Annotated in this window: 10 protein-coding genes; 7 read left to right on the top strand and 3 right to left on the bottom strand. The window is 71.3% G+C overall.

Annotation, left to right across the window (positions count from 1 at the left end; genetic code table 11):
* The first annotated feature begins 1 nt into the window (after window position 1).
* The 3 genes from AQI70_RS35505 (at window position 2) to AQI70_RS35495 (ending at window position 2,521) form a co-directional block, all read left to right on the top strand.
* Entirely contained in the window at window positions 2-1,420 is a 1,419-nt protein-coding gene (locus tag AQI70_RS35505) for an NAD(P)/FAD-dependent oxidoreductase (RefSeq protein WP_062156560.1), read from the top strand.
* Between the two features lie 113 nt (window positions 1,421-1,533).
* Window positions 1,534-1,986: a bifunctional DNA primase/polymerase gene (locus tag AQI70_RS35500; protein ID WP_062156559.1), complete on the top strand. Its 453-nt coding sequence runs from the start codon at window positions 1,534-1,536 to the stop codon at window positions 1,984-1,986.
* Between the two features lie 169 nt (window positions 1,987-2,155).
* A complete protein-coding gene (locus tag AQI70_RS35495) occupies window positions 2,156-2,521 on the top strand; it encodes a hypothetical protein (RefSeq protein ID WP_062156558.1) in 366 nt (121 codons plus the stop codon).
* On the opposite strand, the gene AQI70_RS35490 is transcribed toward AQI70_RS35495, so the two are convergent.
* Entirely contained in the window at window positions 2,460-3,293 is an 834-nt protein-coding gene (locus AQI70_RS35490; RefSeq protein WP_063801659.1) for a phosphatase PAP2 family protein, read from the bottom strand. The genes AQI70_RS35495 and AQI70_RS35490 overlap by 62 nt on opposite strands.
* Before the next feature lie 222 nt (window positions 3,294-3,515).
* Window positions 3,516-4,850, bottom strand: coding sequence for a 4-aminobutyrate--2-oxoglutarate transaminase (gabT, locus tag AQI70_RS35485; RefSeq protein WP_062156556.1), 1,335 nt, complete (start codon window positions 4,848-4,850; stop codon window positions 3,516-3,518).
* Window positions 4,851-5,250: 400 nt separating this feature from the next.
* Here gabT and AQI70_RS35475 point away from each other — a divergent pair, with 400 nt between their 5' ends.
* From AQI70_RS35475 to AQI70_RS35465, 3 genes are all read left to right on the top strand, one after another.
* Entirely contained in the window at window positions 5,251-7,638 is a 2,388-nt protein-coding gene (locus AQI70_RS35475; protein ID WP_062156554.1) for a type IV secretory system conjugative DNA transfer family protein, read from the top strand.
* Window positions 7,639-7,801: 163 nt separating this feature from the next.
* A complete protein-coding gene (locus tag AQI70_RS35470; RefSeq protein WP_062156553.1) occupies window positions 7,802-9,472 on the top strand; it encodes a PucR family transcriptional regulator in 1,671 nt (556 codons plus the stop codon).
* Between the two features lie 214 nt (window positions 9,473-9,686).
* Window positions 9,687-11,132 carry an aldehyde dehydrogenase family protein gene (locus AQI70_RS35465; protein WP_062156552.1) on the top strand — a complete coding sequence of 482 codons (1,446 nt, stop codon included), beginning with the start codon at window positions 9,687-9,689 and terminating at the stop codon, window positions 11,130-11,132.
* Window positions 11,133-11,325: 193 nt separating this feature from the next.
* Here the strand turns inward: AQI70_RS35465 and AQI70_RS35460 are convergent, their stop codons facing one another.
* Entirely contained in the window at window positions 11,326-14,163 is a 2,838-nt protein-coding gene (locus AQI70_RS35460; protein WP_062156551.1) for a glycoside hydrolase family 3 C-terminal domain-containing protein, read from the bottom strand.
* Window positions 14,164-14,535: 372 nt separating this feature from the next.
* On the opposite strand from AQI70_RS35460, the gene AQI70_RS35455 reads away from it, so the two are divergent.
* Window positions 14,536-16,221 (top strand): extracellular solute-binding protein, encoded by a 1,686-nt coding sequence (locus AQI70_RS35455; RefSeq protein ID WP_062156550.1) that lies wholly within the window; start codon window positions 14,536-14,538, stop codon window positions 16,219-16,221.
* Window positions 16,222-16,243: the final 22 nt, after the last annotated feature.

Raw genomic sequence — 16,243 nt, 5'->3', positions numbered from 1 at the left:
CATGGCCCCAAGCGCCATGAACAGTTGGACGAAGGCACTCTCTGAAGCCCAGCCGGTCCCGTACTGGCTGGACGACCCCGGCAGGCCCCGCCCCGAACCCGCCCTGACCACCGCCGAGACCTGTGACCTGCTGGTCGTCGGCGGCGGCTACAGCGGACTGTGGACCGCGCTCCTCGCCAAGGAGCGCGACCCGCAGCGGGACGTGGTGCTGCTCGAAGGCCGCGAGGTGGGCTGGGCCGCCTCGGGCCGCAACGGCGGCTTCTGCGCCGCCTCCCTCACCCACGGTCTGCCCAACGGGCTCACCCGCTGGCCGGACGAGATCCACAAGCTTCAGGAGCTGGGCGCCCGCAACCTCGACGAGATCGAGAAGGCGGTCGCCCGCTACTCCCTCGACTGCGACTTCGAGCGCACCGGCGAGATCGACGTCGCCACCGAGACCTACCAGGCGTGGGAACTGCGCGACTGGTACGAGGAGATGGAGCGCCGGGGCCTCGCCGACGGCATGGAGTTCCTCGACGCGGAAGCGGTGCGGGCACAGGTCGACTCACCGACGTTCGAGGCCGGCCTCTACGACCGCCGCGGCGTGGCCCTGGTCAACCCGGCCAAACTGGCGTGGGGCCTGAAGCGGGCGTGCCTGCGCCTCGGCGTCCGCCTCTACGAGCACACCCCCGCCCTCACCCTGAAGCCGTACGGCGCCGGGATGGCCGTACGCACCCCCTACGGCCAGGTCCGCGCCCGCAAGGTCGCCCTCGGCACGAACATCTTCCCGAGCCTGGTCAGGCGCGTGCGCGCCTACACCGTCCCCGTCTACGACTACGCCCTGATGACCGAGCCACTCACCGCGGACCAGCTCGCGTCGATCGGCTGGCAGAACCGCCAGGGCCTCGGCGACTCGGCGAACCAGTTCCACTACTTCCGCCTCTCCGCCGACAACCGCATCCTCTGGGGCGGCTACGACGCGATCTACCCGTACGGCGGCCGGGTCCGCGCCGAGTACGACGACCGCCCGGAGACGTACGCCAAGCTCGCCGGGCACTTCTTCACCTGCTTCCCGCAGCTGGAGGGCGTCCGCTTCAGCCACGCCTGGGGCGGCGCGATCGACACCTGCTCGCGCTTCTCGGCGTTCTTCGGCACGGCCCACCAGGGCAAGGTGGCGTACGCGGCCGGCTTCACGGGTCTCGGCGTCGGTGCGACCCGGTTCGGCGCGGACGTGATGCTGGACCTGCTGGCGGGGGAGCGCACCGAGCGCACCCAGCTCGCGATGGTCCGCAAGAAGCCGCTGCCCTTCCCGCCGGAGCCCTTCGCCTGGACCGGCATCGCGCTCACCAAGTGGTCGCTGGCCCGGGCCGATGCGCACGCCGGCCGCCGCAACCTGTGGCTGAGGACGATGGACAGGCTGGGCCTCGGCTTCGACAGCTGAATGTGACTCAGCTCACTTCGAATTGGTGGCGAAAACCCGCGTAATGCCCGACCGGTGACCTCCCTCTCCCTCGTGACGCGACCAGCGTCCAGTGAGAAAGGGAGGTCACCGTCATGACAGGGGCGAAGACGGCGGTCGAGTGGCTGGCATCCGCTGCTCCGGATCCCGAAGCCTGCCGCTGGGAGTGGGAGCGCAACCCCCTCGGGGTCGCGCTGCTGCCCGCCGGCAAGGCGTGGGACGTACTCATCCTGCCGGGCGAGCTCGGCTACCCGACCCTCGACGTCCTCACCCGCATCATCGATCAACTCGGCCCCGTCCTGGTCGACTTCGGCGACGCGCGCATGGGCTTCTTCGTGCCGCCCGGCACGGCCGCCCGCTGGCTCGGCACCGGCATCCGTACGGCCGGAGCCGGCACCTGGATCGTCGTGCCGTACCCGGGCCGCTCCACAGGGGGCATCCGCTGGCTGATCCCCCCGGACGGCACCGGCACCCTCACCGACCCCGCCCTCCTCGAACTCGCCATGCACGAGGCGGCGGCGGGACTGGCCCGGGAGGAGGAGAGCTAGCCTGCGGAAACCTTCGACGAGGGAGACTGGCCTGCACCAAACGCCGGGCAGCTCCACCCTCCGGTTCCCCCACCCCTGGAGGCACTTACGGTTCGCCCCAGCCCCCTCGCCCTCCTGACCACCGCGGCCCTGACCCGGCCCGGCGCCACCGCACGCTCGCCGGCCGCCCGTGCGGCGGACGCGGACCTCGCGAAGAACGGCGGTTTCGCGGCGGGCCGCGACGGAGACGTTCTTCGTCCAGCTCGGCCACCAGTGCTACGACACCGGCAAGTGGGGCGGCCAGACCTCAAGGGCAAGGGCCTGCCGCCCGGTCGGCCACGCGCCGCGCGACGACCTGACGCTCCTACCCGCCCAGGGCTGCGACTCGGGCCCGATCCTCAGCTTCGACCACCATCCCGAACAAGTCCTTCCCAGCGGGTCGTGCACCCCCCATGACACCTGGCCCACGCTGCGCGGCCCGATGGCGTGGTCGATCAACTCGGACCGGTTCGGCTTCCAGCAGGCCCCGTGGGCGTTCGGCGGCTGCTTCGGCTGAGGAGCAGCCAGAGCGAGGACAGGAGCACGCCGCAGAGGCACCAGCTGGCCGCGACGTCCAGGGGCCAGTGGTAGCCGCGGCGGATCAGGCCGAAGCCGACGGCCGCGTTGACGACCAGGCAGGCGATGAGGAGCTCGCGGCGGGCGTAGGCGGTGCGGAGCCAGGGGAGGAGGAGCAGGGTCGCGGAGCCGTAGGCGACGGTGGCCGTGGCGGTGTGGCCGGAGGGGAAGTAGCCGGTCGCCGGGGGCATGACCGGGGTGCCCGGGCGGTCGGTGAGTTCCTTGAGGGGGACGACCAGGGCCGGGACCAGTGCCATCAGCACGGCCGCCGCGGTGGCCGGCAGCCACCAGCGGTCTCTACCAATGCGGCGGGCCCGCCAGGCGACGTGAAGCAGGACTGCGGCGAGGACGGGGACCGCGACCTGGACATTGCCCAGGTCGGCGAGGAGTTCGGAGAAGCGGTCCGGGTGGATCAGGGCCCGGCTGACCCGCTCGTCCACACGCACGAGCGGCCCGTCCGCGACGACCTGCCAGGTGATCAGGGCGAAGAGGAGGGCCGGAAGACCGAGAAGGAGGAAGAGGGAGGTCGGCCGCCCCGGAACAGGGGGGGTAGTTCCGAGGCGGCCGTCCGGATCGGATCGTCGCACGCCCCGGGGGGTTTGGGGCGAGCGACTGTCCGATCGGTGAGGAGATCCGGAGCCGGAGGCCCCAGTTGTGTGCGCGAGGGCACGACCAGGTCGAAGCTGGGGAGGCCTCGGCCCGATGTCACCCAGAGTCCCCTCTGGGCGGGGTGTATCTCTCATCTGGTTAGAACCTACGACAGGGAGATGGCGTTAGACAGACGGAATCGCGTCCTGACATCCACCTCGCACACCTTCTTCACACGCTCTGACGACAGCCGCCCCAGCCCCGGAACCGAGGACGGTGTCAGGGCTGGGGCGCATGTGGTTCCCGGGACGGTCACCCGGTCCCTCACCAGTGGTTTTGCTGGGACCTCAGATGCGGGCGAACGCCTGCTCGATGATGTCGAGGCCCTCGTTCAGCAGCTCCTCGCCGATGACCAGCGGCGGCAGGAAGCGCAGCACATTGCCGTAGGTGCCACAGGTCAGGACCAGCAGGCCCTCCAAGTGGCAGGCCTTGGCCAGCGCGGCGGTCGCCTCCGGGTTCGGCTCCTTGGTCGTACGGTCCTTGACGAGCTCGATGGCGATCATCGCGCCCCGGCCCCGGATGTCACCGACGATGTCGAACTTCTCGGCCATGGCGGTGAGGCGGGCCTTCATGATCGCCTCGATGTTCTTCGCCTTGGTGTTGAGGTCGAGCTCCTTCATCGTCTCGATGGAGCCCAGCGCACCGGCACACGCGACCGGGTTGCCGCCGTAGGTGCCGCCCAGGCCACCGGCGTGCGCGGCGTCCATGATCTCGGCGCGGCCGGTCACGGCGGCGAGCGGCAGACCGCCCGCGATGCCCTTGGCGGTGGTGATCAGGTCCGGGACGATGCCCTCGTCCTCGCAGGCGAACCACTGGCCCGTACGGCAGAAGCCGGACTGGATCTCGTCCGCGACGAAGACGATGCCGTTGTCGGCGGCGAACTGACGGATGGCCGGCAGGAAGCCCTTGGCCGGCTCGATGAAGCCGCCCTCGCCGAGGACCGGCTCGATGAGGATCGCGGCGATGTTGTCCGCGCCGACCTGCTTCGACATCTGGTCGATGGCCTGCGCGGCGGCCTCCGGACCCGCGTTCTCCGGGCCGGTCGGCCAGCGGTAGCCGTACGCCACCGGCACCCGGTAGACCTCGGGCGCGAACGGGCCGAAGCCGTGCTTGTACGGCATGTTCTTGGCGGTCAGCGCCATGGTGAGGTTCGTACGGCCGTGGTAGCCGTGGTCGAACACGACGACGGCCTGGCGCTTGGTGTACGCGCGGGCGATCTTCACGGCGTTCTCGACGGCCTCGGCGCCGGAGTTGAACAGCGCCGACTTCTTGGCGTGGTCACCGGGGGTCAGCTCGGCCAGCGCCTCGGCGACGGCGACGTAGCCCTCGTACGGCGTGACCATGAAACAGGTGTGGGTGAAGTCGGCGAGCTGCGCGGTCGCCTTGCGTACGACGGCCTCGGCGGACGCGCCGACGGACGTCACCGCGATGCCCGAGCCGAAGTCGATGAGCCGGTTCCCGTCGACGTCCTCGATGATGCCGCCGCCCGCACGCGCCGTGAAGACGGGCAGCACGGAGCCCACGCCCTGCGCGACCGCGGCGGTACGGCGGGCCTGCAGCTCCTGCGACTTCGGGCCGGGGATGGCGGTGACGACGCGGCGCTCCTGCGGAAGTGCGCTCATGAGGGGCTCCTGGGATTGTGCGAGTGGGGGTTTTGCGGACGCTTGTCTTCTCTTTTCTCGCAGGCTAGGGCGGGGAGCGGGGGGTGGGCATGCTCCATGTGGGCGTTGTCAGCGGTTCCGGTTGTCCGTCGTGGACATAGCGACGCCGACGGGACGGGCGCCACCGGGGACGGAGACGACACAGGGCCCCTGCGCGGGCCCCGCCGGCCACAGCCGGGTCGCGTGCTCGTCGATGTACGTCCGGAACGGGCTCGGGGTCCATGCGTCCAGGGCAGTCCCCGACGATATCCGGAGCATCTCGGTCCGCTCTGTCGGCCACGTAAGCGGTGAACTCCCCATGTGGGCGCGTTAGATTGACTCGCTGACGGTGGACGGAACGGCTGGTCAGGGGAAGAGGGCGATGAACAGCGACGGGACGCAGGACGCGCGCGGTACGCATGCCACTCCTGTGCCGCGTCCGGCGGTGCCGCCGGAGGTCCTCACGGTGCCGCCACGGCCGACACAGGCCCCCGGCCAGCCGACTCCCTCGGGAATCGCTGGCTGGCTGAACGAGCCCCGTCCCGAGACCCGTACAGGCATTTGGCGTCTGGGTTATCGGCCGCCAGAGGGTGCGGATGAGCAGCAGCGGCTCAGCCCGATGACGATCGTCGGCATGGTGATCCCGGCGGTCGTCGGACTGATCATCTGGTCTTTCTGGCTGCGTGGTGCGATTCCCTACCAGTGGGCTCCCCTGCGGCTGGTCACACCGGACGACTGGTGGGAGCCCGCGACCGAGATCAATGCCAAGCCCGGTGGGTGGGGCATTGAGGCCTTCATCGCCTACCGGGGCGTCTCCTTCGCCCTGCTCGTCTGGGCCATGGCCCGTCTCGGTAGTTGGGGCCGGGTGTTCCGCTACTACTTCGCCCGCAAAACCCAGCCCCGGCGTGCCGCGCTCACTGCCATTTGGGCCCTCTTGGCGTTGGCGCTCGTGTTCCCCAGCGCGTTCCCCGGCGCATTCTGGGACCCCGTCCCGGTCGTCGACCCCCTCCTCAACCTGACCATCGCCCTCTCTCAGAGCTATGAACTGCTCCGGTCGCCGCTGTACGTCTACAGCCTGTACACGGCCATCACCCTCCTCGTGATCTGGCCCTTCGCCCGGATGGGCGACTGGCGGGCCTACGCAAAGGAGCGGCTCGCCCTCCGCCGCTCTACCGGCAGGAACGAGCCTGCGAGGCCAGCCCCCGTCCCCCCCGCCCAGTGGCCGGCCCTCCGCGACGCCGGGCAGCACCAAGCCGCCGACGTGCTCACCGCCGAGGTGCTCGCCGGGCGGATGAACGACGTCGACTGCGCCCGCATCGAGCACGGGTGGGCCAGGGCCCGGACCCAGGGCCGACTCGCCGACTTCACGGACACGGTGCTGCGTCAGGGTGCCGCCGCGTTCACCCACCCCTCCGGCGCCCGCGATTTGCACGGCCGCGCCGCTTGGCACGACCTGCTCACCGGACAGGTGCGCATCGGACAGTGGGCCGCCACCGAGCGCACCCCACCGGCCTACGGTGGCGTCGGCGCGGCCCTCGGACCAGAGACACTGGCCACCTCACTGCTGGTCGTCGGGCCGTCGGGCGCCGGCAAGACGCGGCATGTGATCGCCCCGGTGGCCGAGTCCCTCACGCTCCAGGCCCTCACCGGTAGGTGCGCGGTCGTCGTGGTGTGCGGCCGGGGCGCGGCGGTCGGTGCGGACTCGTCGTACGACGTCGTGGTGCGCGTCGGCGACGCCTCGTCCGTACATGACCTCGACCCGTACGCGGACGCCGACGACCCGGACGAGGCGGCCGGGTTCCTCGCCGAGGCGCTGGCCGGGGACCTCGACACCGTCGGCGCCGAGCGCGCCGCCACCGCCCTCGCCCAACTCCTGGGCCCCTACCGGGCCGCGTACGGCCGCTTCCCCGCCCTGCCCGTCCTGCGGGAGTTGCTGGAAGGGGACCCGGCGGCCCTCGCCGACCTGCGCGAGCGGCTGGCCGACGACCGGCACACGACGATGCGCCGAGAACTCGAGGCCCGTGTCCGGCAGACCGGCACAGCCGGTGACGCCGGTCCGGTGCTCGCCGGCCGGCTTGCCCTGCTGGACCGGCCCGCCTTCGCCGACTTCTTCGGCGCGGGCGGCGACACAATCCGCCCGTTCTCGCTGCGCGCCGTTGCCCACCACCCCCTGCGGGTTCGCATCGACCTGCCCGAGCGGGGGCACGAGGAGGCATCCCGCCTGATCGCACGTCTAGTGCTGGCCCAGTTCACCGCAGTCGTACGGGAAGGCTCCCGCGACCACTTCGTGGGCCTGGTCCTCGACGACGCCACGGGCACCGTCACCCCCGAATCGGTACGGCGGATCCAGCGGCTGCGTTCGCACAACGCCGGTGTCGTGCTGGCGCTGCGCACGGTCTCCGACGTCCCCGAGGCGCTCCATGGACCGTTGTACGGGGCTGTTGGCTGCCGGATGGCGCTGGCCGGAGTGACGACCTGGGACGGCGGTCGCTTCGCGGACGCCTGGGGCACCGAGTGGGTGGAGACCAAGGAAGTCGCCCAGCACACCGTGTTCGCCGATCAGCCCATGACCCGGGCCATGCACGCCCTGCGCAAGCTGGTGACCGGCAAGGCGGTGACCACGGAAGCCGTCACCGTCCGCCAGGTCGAACGGGAGCGGTGGTCGGCGTCCGAGCTGGCGCACGGGGTGCCGCCGGGGCATGCGGTGCTGTCGCTCACCAGCGTCAAGGGCGAGCACGCGCCGCCGTTGCTGGTGGACCTGCGGGGGTGACCGCGGCGTGCGGGCATGAGCTCACATGGTGACCGTACGGTGAGGCAGAATCGGCACAGGCCGTTCATACATGGCGGCCAAAAGATCACAGAGATCACACAAATGATCACCGTGATCACCGCGATCACGGAAATCACAGCGATCCCACCGATTTGAAGGCCTCATGCCCCCCACGCTCGCCTCGCTCGTCCACCACTCCGCGCTGAAGCTGACCGTGCGGGCGGGCGAGGACCGTCTGGATGTGCCCGTGCGCTGGGCGCACGTCAGCGAGCTCGCCGACCCCGTCCCCTATATGGAGGGCGGGGAGCTGCTGCTGATCACCGCGCTCAAGCTGGACGCGGAGAACCCCGAGGCGATGCGGCGCTATGTGCGGCGGCTGGTCGGCGCGGGCGTCGTCGGGCTCGGCTTCGCGGTCGGCGTCAACTACGAGGAGATCCCGCAGGCCCTGGTCGACGCGGCGCAGGAGGCGGGGCTGCCCTTGCTGGAGGTGCCGCGCCGCACTCCCTTCCTCGCCATCAGCAAGGCCGTGTCGGCGGCCATCGCGGCGGACCAGTACCGGGCGGTGACGGCCGGGTTCGCGGCGCAGCGCGAGCTGACCAAGCAGGCGCTGACCGCCGGGCCCGAAGGGCTGCTGGCCGCGCTGGCGGCGCAGGTGGACGGATGGGCGGCGCTGTACGACGCGTCCGGTGCCGTGGTCGCGACCGCGCCCGAGTGGGCGGGGCGGCGGGCGGCACGGCTCACGGCGGACGTGGAGCGGCTGCGGGAGCGGCCCGCGCCGGCGTCGTCCGTGGTGGGCGGGCCGGAGCACGAGGACCGGGTCGAGCTGCACACCCTGGGCACGGGGCGGCGGCCCCGGGCGGCGCTGGCCGTGGGGACGGCGGCGGCGCCGGGTACGGCGGAGCGGTACGCCGTCCACTCGGCGATCGCCCTGCTGACGCTGACGACCGAGCGGTCCCGGTCGCTGCACGCGGCCGAGCAACGGGTGGGCGCGGCGGTGCTGCGCATGCTGCTCGCCGGGGAACCGGATCATGCCCGGGCCGTGGCAGGGGACCTGTACGGCGACCTGCTGGACGCGCCCTTCCGGGTCGTCGTCGCCGAGGCGGGGTCGGTGTCGGCGGCGCGGGTGGTGGACTCCGGGGCGCGCGTGGCGCTCACCAAGCCGTCCGCCGCGGCGCTGGCCGCCGCCTCCGGCACGAACGGGGACCCGCTGGGCGCGCTCACCGAGATCGTGGAGTCCGCGGCGGCTCGGGCCGGCGAGGCGGTGCTCGTGGTGCCCGAGGGAGAGGGCGAGACGGCCCGCCTGGTGGTGCTCGCCGCGGACGGGGGCGCCGCGGTGGCGGCGTGTGCGCAGTACGCGGCGGCGCTGGAGGCGGCGCGGGCGGGGGAGCAGCACGCAGGCGCGGACGAGGACGAGCTGGTCGTGGGGCTGTCGGCACCGGCCGGGCCGATCGCCGCCGCGGCGGCGTACAAGCAGGCCGAACAGGCCCTGTCGGTGGCTCGGCGGCGCGGGCGGGTGTGCGTGGAGCACGAGCAGCTGGCCGCGGGGTCCGTGCTGCCGTTGCTCGCGGACGACGCGGTCAAGGCGTTCGCGGACGGGTTGCTGCGGGCCCTGCACGAGCATGATGCGACTGGGCGTGGCGATCTGGTGGCCTCCCTGCGGGCCTGGCTGTCGCGTCACGGCCAGTGGGACGCGGCGGCCGCGGATCTGGGGGTGCACCGGCACACGCTGCGGTATCGGATGCGGCGGGTGGAGGAGATCCTGGGGCGGTCGCTGGACGATGCCGATGTGCGGATGGAGCTGTGGCTCGCGCTGAAGGCGACGTCGGCCGAGTAGACACCGGTGATCGCGGGCGGGCGGGGCCGGGAGCCGAGCCCGACAGCTCCAGGGCGGTCAGGCGCGAGCCCGCGACCCGCGCCACCACCTCGCCAAACCGGAGTGCCTCCCGCACCCACCACTACACCTCGGACAAACACCCCTCCGCCCCCGCACCCCTACCGTGGACGACGACACAGCAGGACACCCCCAACGCGGAAGGGCCGGGAATCACATGACTTCCACCCACGCCTTCTGGCTCGCCGGCCGCCAGGTCACCGGCGAGGACACCTTCGACGTCACCTCCCCGTGGGACGGCCGGCTCGTCGGCAAGGTGAGCATGCCGAACGACGCCCAGGTCGAGGAGGCCGTGGCCGCCGCGTACGCCGTACGGGACGAGTTCGCCGCCACCCCGGCGCACGTCCGCGCCGCCGCCCTGGACCATGTGAGCCGTCGCCTCGTCGAGCGCACCGAGGAGATCGCCCAGCTGATCTCCGCCGAGAACGGCAAGCCCGTCAAGTGGGCCCGCGGGGAGGTCGGCCGTGCCGTGTCCGTCTTCCGGTTCGCGGCCGAGGAGGCCCGGCGGTTCAACGGCGGTGAGGCCCAGCGGCTCGACACCGACCTCGGCGGTCAGGGCCGTCTCGCCCTCACCCGGCGCTTCCCCAAGGGCGTCGTGCTGGGCATCGCGCCCTTCAACTTCCCGCTGAACCTGTGCGCCCACAAGATCGCCCCGGCCATCGCCGCCGGCGCGCCGATCATCCTGAAGCCCGCCCCGGCCACCCCGCTGTCCGGGCTCGTCATCGGTGAGCTGCTCGCCGAGACCGAGCTGCCGGCCGGCTCCTGGAGCATCCTCCCGGTGCCGAACGACCGTATGCCCGCGCTCGTCCAGGACCCGCGCCTGCCCGTGATCTCCTTCACCGGCTCCGAGAAGGTCGGCTACGCGATCATGGACTCCGTGCCGCGCAAGCACTGCACCCTGGAGCTGGGCGGCAACGGCGCGGCGGTCGTGCTCGCCGACTACGCCTCCGACGCGGACCTCGACTGGGCCGCGACCCGCATCGCCACGTTCTCCAACTACCAGGGCGGCCAGTCCTGCATCTCCGTCCAGCGGGTCATCGCGGACGCGTCCGTGTACGACCGGCTCCTGCCGCGCATCGTCGCCGCCGTCGAGGCCCAGGTCACCGGCGACCCGAGCGATGCCGCGACCGATGTCGGGCCGCTGGTCAGCGAGGACGCCGCCAAGCGCGTCGAGGCGTGGGTGGACGAGGCCGTGGCCGCCGGTGCCGCCCTCCTCACCGGCGGAAAGCGCGACGGCGCCTCCTACGCGCCGACCGTCCTCACCGACGTCCCGGCCGGCACCACGCTCGCCTGCGAGGAGGTCTTCGGACCCGTCCTCACCGTGCAGAAGGTCGACGGGGAGGCCGCCGCCTTCGCCGCCGTCAACGACTCCAAGTACGGCCTCCAGGCAGGCGTGTTCACCCACGACCTGCAGACCGCCTTCCGCGCCCACCGCGCCCTGGAGGTAGGTGGCGTCGTCATCGGCGACGTGCCCTCCTACCGTGCCGACCAGATGCCGTACGGCGGCGCCAAGCAGTCCGGTGTGGGCCGCGAGGGCGTGAAGTTCGCGATGGACGACTACACCTACGAGCGGGTGATGGTCCTCACCGGGCTCGCCCTCTGAGCGACCTCATGAGCAGACGGCCGGAGCCCGCTGTGCGGGGGCTCCGGCCGTTGTCGTACCAGATCACCAGGGGTGGCTAATGGGAACCATTTTCATGTACAGTCGTGGGTGACGCGAGATCGCCGTCCGAAGGGGCCCGGCACCGATGCCTTCCGGTGCCGGGCCCCTTCCTGCGCCGGCCTCTTCCGGACCCTCAACCGGAGAAGCCGACGTGCGCGAGCCGCAATGGGCCGCGCAGCCTGAGGCGGACGTCCCGGACGCCCTCGGCGATGATCTCGGCGCTCGCCGTCGAGTAGTCGTACGGACCCGCGTCCGGTGCCTGGGCCGTCAGTACGGCGAGCACCGGGCCCCCGTCCAGCGACACCTCGACCGTGCCCTCGCCGGCCACCGTCGCCGTGACCGCCGTGACGCCGTCCCCGAAGTCGCAGTCCCGGTAGACCAGCTCGCCCGACCCACCCTTGGCGGGCGTCACCGCGTCGCCCGACGTCTTCGTGCGGTCGACGATCTCGACGCCGCTCTGCTCGTCGAAGTCGGCGGCGGCCAGGCCGCGTCGCAGGACGGGGCGCGGTGCGGGGGCCTCGCCGTCCAGGATCACGGTCGTCCGCAGGCGGATGTCCTCGCTGGAGGCGCCGGCCAGCAGCTCGTACGGGCCCGGCTCGCGGCGTCGGTCGCCCTTTGCCACGTCCCAGAAGTCGAAGGCCGACAAGGGGACTTCGAAGCTCAGCTCCTTGTGCTCGCCCGGCTCCAGACGCACCCTGCCGTGCGCCACCAGCTCGCGGCGCGGGCGGGGCACCGTGGGCTCCACGGCGCGGGTGTAGAGCTGGGCGACCTCGTCGGCCGTCACATCGCCGGTGTTCGTGACCGTGAAGGAGACGTGCAGCGAGCCGTCGGCCGTACGGGTGCGCAAGTCGCCGTAGGCGAAGGTCGCGTAGGACAGGCCGTGGCCGAAGGGGAAGAGGGGCGTGCCTTCGAAGTAGAGGTACGTCTGGCGGCTGCCGATCACGTCGTAGTCGAGGAGGTCGGGCAGGTCGGCGTCGTCGGCGTACCAGGTCTGCGGGAGGCGGCCGGCGGGCGAGACGTCGCCCGCCAGGATCCGGGCCAGGGCGGTGCCGGCGGCCTGGCCGCCGTGGGCCGTCCAGAGCATCGCGGGAAGGGCCGCGTGGTCGACTGCGTACGGGTACGCCGACACCAGTGCCAGCACCGTGTCCGGGTTGGCCGCGCGGGCGGCGCGCAGGAGGCGCTCCTGGTGGGCGGGGAGGGCCAGGGTCGTGCGGTCCTCGGTCTCGCGGCCGTTGATGTGCGGGTCGTTGCCCGCGACCACCAGGACCACGTCGGCCCGGGCAGCGACCCTGGCCACCGCGTCCTCACCGGGCTCGGCGATGATCAGCTCGAAGATTTCCGGGTTCGCTTCGGCAACCCTGACGCCGTCGGCGGCGACTGAGACGTGGCGACCCGTACCGATGTGCCGCAGGAGGTGTCCGTTCTCATGGGGTTCCAGGCGGAACGTCTCCTGGACGACCCAGCCTCCGGGCTGGTCGGCGGAGGCGCGCACATAGCCGTCCCCGGCGACCGAGAGGTAGCGGCCGTCGGGGGTGCGCAGGGTCAGCACGCCCTCGCCCCAGTCGATGAGCGCGAGTTCGGTGCCGGTGGCGTCGGTGGTGAGCGGGGGAAGGTCCGTGCGGCCCGCGAGCAGCGCCGGGTCGAGGGCGCCCTCGGCGCCGCGCACCTCGTCTCCGGCGTCCGCCTCGGGGACGTGCAGGAAGGTTCCGGCCGAGGTCTTCAGCAGGACCCGGTCCACGCCCTCCGCGAACTCCACGCGCTCCGCGCCGAACCGCTCGTAGAGGCCCTCCAGCGGGGTCGAGCGGTGGATGAGCGTGCCGCTGTACCAGTCGAGCTTGCACTCGTCGGCGAGCAGGCCGACCACCGCGAGCCGGGTGTCCGGCGCGAGCGGCAGCAGACCGCCGCTGTTCTTCAGCAGGACGACCGCCTGCTCGGCGGCCTCCTGGGCGAGGGCGCGGTGGACCGGGGTGTCGAAGTCCCTGGTGAGCGCGTGCGGGTCGTACTCCGGGTCGAACTCGCCGAGCCGGAAGCGGACCGAGAGCTGGCGGCGGACCGCCGTGTCGATGTCCGACTCGGTCAGCAGCCCCCGCTCCAGGGCGCCGCGCACGCGTGCGGTGATCTTCGAGCTGTCCGTGCCGTGGTCGGTGAAGCTGTCGACGCCGGCCAGCAGCGCGGCGGCCGTCGCCTCCTCGTGGGTGTCGAAGTAGTGCTCGGAGTCGACCAGGTTGGAGGGCGCGCCCGCGTCCGAGCAGACCAGCAGGTCCTCGTCGGTCCAGGTGCGCAGGTGCTCGCGCAGATACGGGGAGACGTGGTTGGGGCGGCCGTTGACCAGGTTGTACGCCGGCATCACACCGGCCACGGCGCCCGCCTCGACCGTCTCGCGGAAGGCGCGCAGGTCGTACTCGTGCAGGACGCGCGGGCGGACCGAGGAGGACGTGACGTCGCGGCCCGTCTCGTTGTTGTGGGCCAGCCAGTGCTTCAGGACCGGCGCGGTGCGCCAGTACGTCGGGTGGTCGCCGCGCAGACCACGGGTGTAGGCGGTGGCGATCGCCGAGGTGAGCTTCGGATCCTCCGAGTAGCCCTCCTCGTTGCGGCCCCACAGGGGGTGGCGCAGCAGGTTGACGGTGGGGGACCACACGTTCAGGCCCACCCGGTCGTCGCGGGCGCGCATCGCCCGGGTCTCCTTGGACACTGCCTCGCCGACCCGTCGTACGAGATCGGTGTTCCAGGTCGCGCCCAGGCCCACCGCCTGCGGGAACACCGTTGCCGGACCCATCCACGCCACCCCGTGCAGTGCCTCCTGGCCGGTCCGGAAGGCCGGGATGCCCAGGCGCTCCACGGCGGGGGCGAACTGGTGCAGGAACGCGATCTTCTCGTCGAGGGTGAGCCGCGACAGAAGGTCGTCGATGCGCTTCGCGAACGGCAGTCGCTGATCGCGGAAAGGCGGCGTAGGCGGCGTTTGTGCGGTCACGTGGGGATCCCCTTGCGATGGAGCGGCGAGGCGCTTTCGAAGCGCTTCGATGCTCATTCGACTCGGGGGCGGGTGTCAAGAGACCCCGGCGCAACAACTCCGACTCCTGACCGTTATTTCAAGCGACATATGAGAGCGGTCGGTCGCTCGGTACCTCGGAGGAATCTTGGATACGACCCTTGTGCGCCCCCATGCCTTCACTTAACCTCGCAGCAACATCGAAGCGCTTCGACTAAGAGGTCCGCCCGCTTCAGGGGTGCGCGGTCCTCGGCATGGCTCGGAGCACCGCTTCAGCTCAGCCAGTTCCACTTAAGACACCGCAGCCGACGGCCCACCGCCGGGTGTCCAGGTGCGCCATGAAGGGTTGACGCAATGACGCCGAACGCCGCCTCCTCCGGACCCAGCCGGAGAAGCTTCCTCGCCTCCACGGCGGTCGCCACCGCAGCGGTGGCCGGTGGTATGCCGCTGCTCGCCGCCTGCGGCGGTTCGGAGAGCGGGTCGCGTGACGGGACCACGTCGGGCAAGGACGCCAAGAAGATCCTGCCGGCCTATGTGGCCAGCAACGTGGTGACGCCGGACATCCCGTCGAAGAACGGCTCCGCGATCGGCTTCACCAGCAAGCTGGACCTGGCCGACCTGAAGACCTCGGTCTCGAAGAAGCTCGGCAAGGGCGGCAAGGTCACCATCATGTCGCCGTTCTGGGGCTCGCCGCCGAAGCAGAACAACGCCTACTACACGGCGATGAACGAGCTGATCGGCGTCGACGTCGTCTGGCAGAACCAGGACGGCAACACCTACGACCAGAAGCTCGGCGCGGTCCTCGCCTCCAGCGACGTCCCCGACGTGGTGGTCGTCCCCGGCTGGAACATGGGCGGCAAGATACCCAGCGCCATCATCAGCAAGTTCGCCGACCTCGGGCCCTACCTCTCCGGGGACGCGGTCAAGGAGTACCCGAACCTCGCGGCGATCCCGACGGAGGCCTGGCAGCGCTCCATCTTCGGCGGCAAGCTGCGCGGCCTGCCGATGCCGGCCCCGTACGCTCCCTCCATGGTGCCCCTGTACCGGCAGGACATCTTCGAGGAGGAGGGCTACGAAGTCCCGAAGTCCTGCGACGAGTTCATGGCCCTGGCCAAGGAGATCACCAACGCCAAAGCCAAGCGGTGGGCCTGCCTGGACATGAAGTGGACCGCCTTCCAGGCATTCGGTGTGCTCTCGGGCGCCGAGAAGCCGCTCGGCTGGCATGTCGTCGACGGCAAGCTCGTCAACCGCATCGAGACCGAGGAGTTCCTCGAGGCGCTGGAGTGGTCCCGCAAGCTCTTCGCCGCCGGGGTCGTCCACCCCGACTCCAAGATGGGCAAGAACGCCCCCGACCCGGGCCCCAAGTTCGCGGCGGGCGAGTTCCTGATCTACCCGAACAACATCTCCCAGTGGTGGGGCCGCACCGCCGAACAGGCCACCCAGAACCCGGACTTCAAGATCTGGGGCATGGACGTCTGGGGCCACGACGGCGGCAACCCCACCCTGTGGGCCGACCAGCCCGCCGGCATCTTCGCCTTCGTCAACAAGAAGGCCTCCGAGTCGGTCATCCGCGACGCGCTGGCCGTCGCCAACGTCACCGCGGCGCCGTACGGCACCAAGGAGTACATGATGACCAACTACGGGGTCGAAGGCACCCACTACACCGTCAAGGACGGCGTCCCCACCAAGACCGACCAGGGCAACATCGACGTGATGAACGCCTACGTCATGGTCGCGGGCCCCGCCGCGACCATCGCGCACCCCGACTTCCCCGACGTCGCCAAGGGCCAGGTCGAGTGGCAGCAGCGGATGGGCGCCTTCGCCAAGAGGTCCTCCTTCTGGGGCATGCAGATCACCGAGCCCGCCCGGTACACCAACCTCTCCAACGACGTCGAGCAGCTGGAGGACGACATCGTCCGCGGCCGCAAGAAGATCAGTGACATGCAGCGGTTCGTCTCCGACTGGAAGAGCAAGGGCGGCGACGAGCTGCGCGACTGGTACCAGAAGATCCTCGACGAGAACGGCAGCGCGGCCAACTGATCCGGGGTTCGAGGCAAGGAGA

The sequence above is a fragment of the Streptomyces curacoi genome, from assembly GCF_001513975.1.
Classification (GTDB): domain Bacteria; phylum Actinomycetota; class Actinomycetes; order Streptomycetales; family Streptomycetaceae; genus Streptomyces; species Streptomyces curacoi.
Note: the sequence above shows the minus strand (reverse complement) of the source record. Positions and strands in the feature narration are given on the sequence as shown.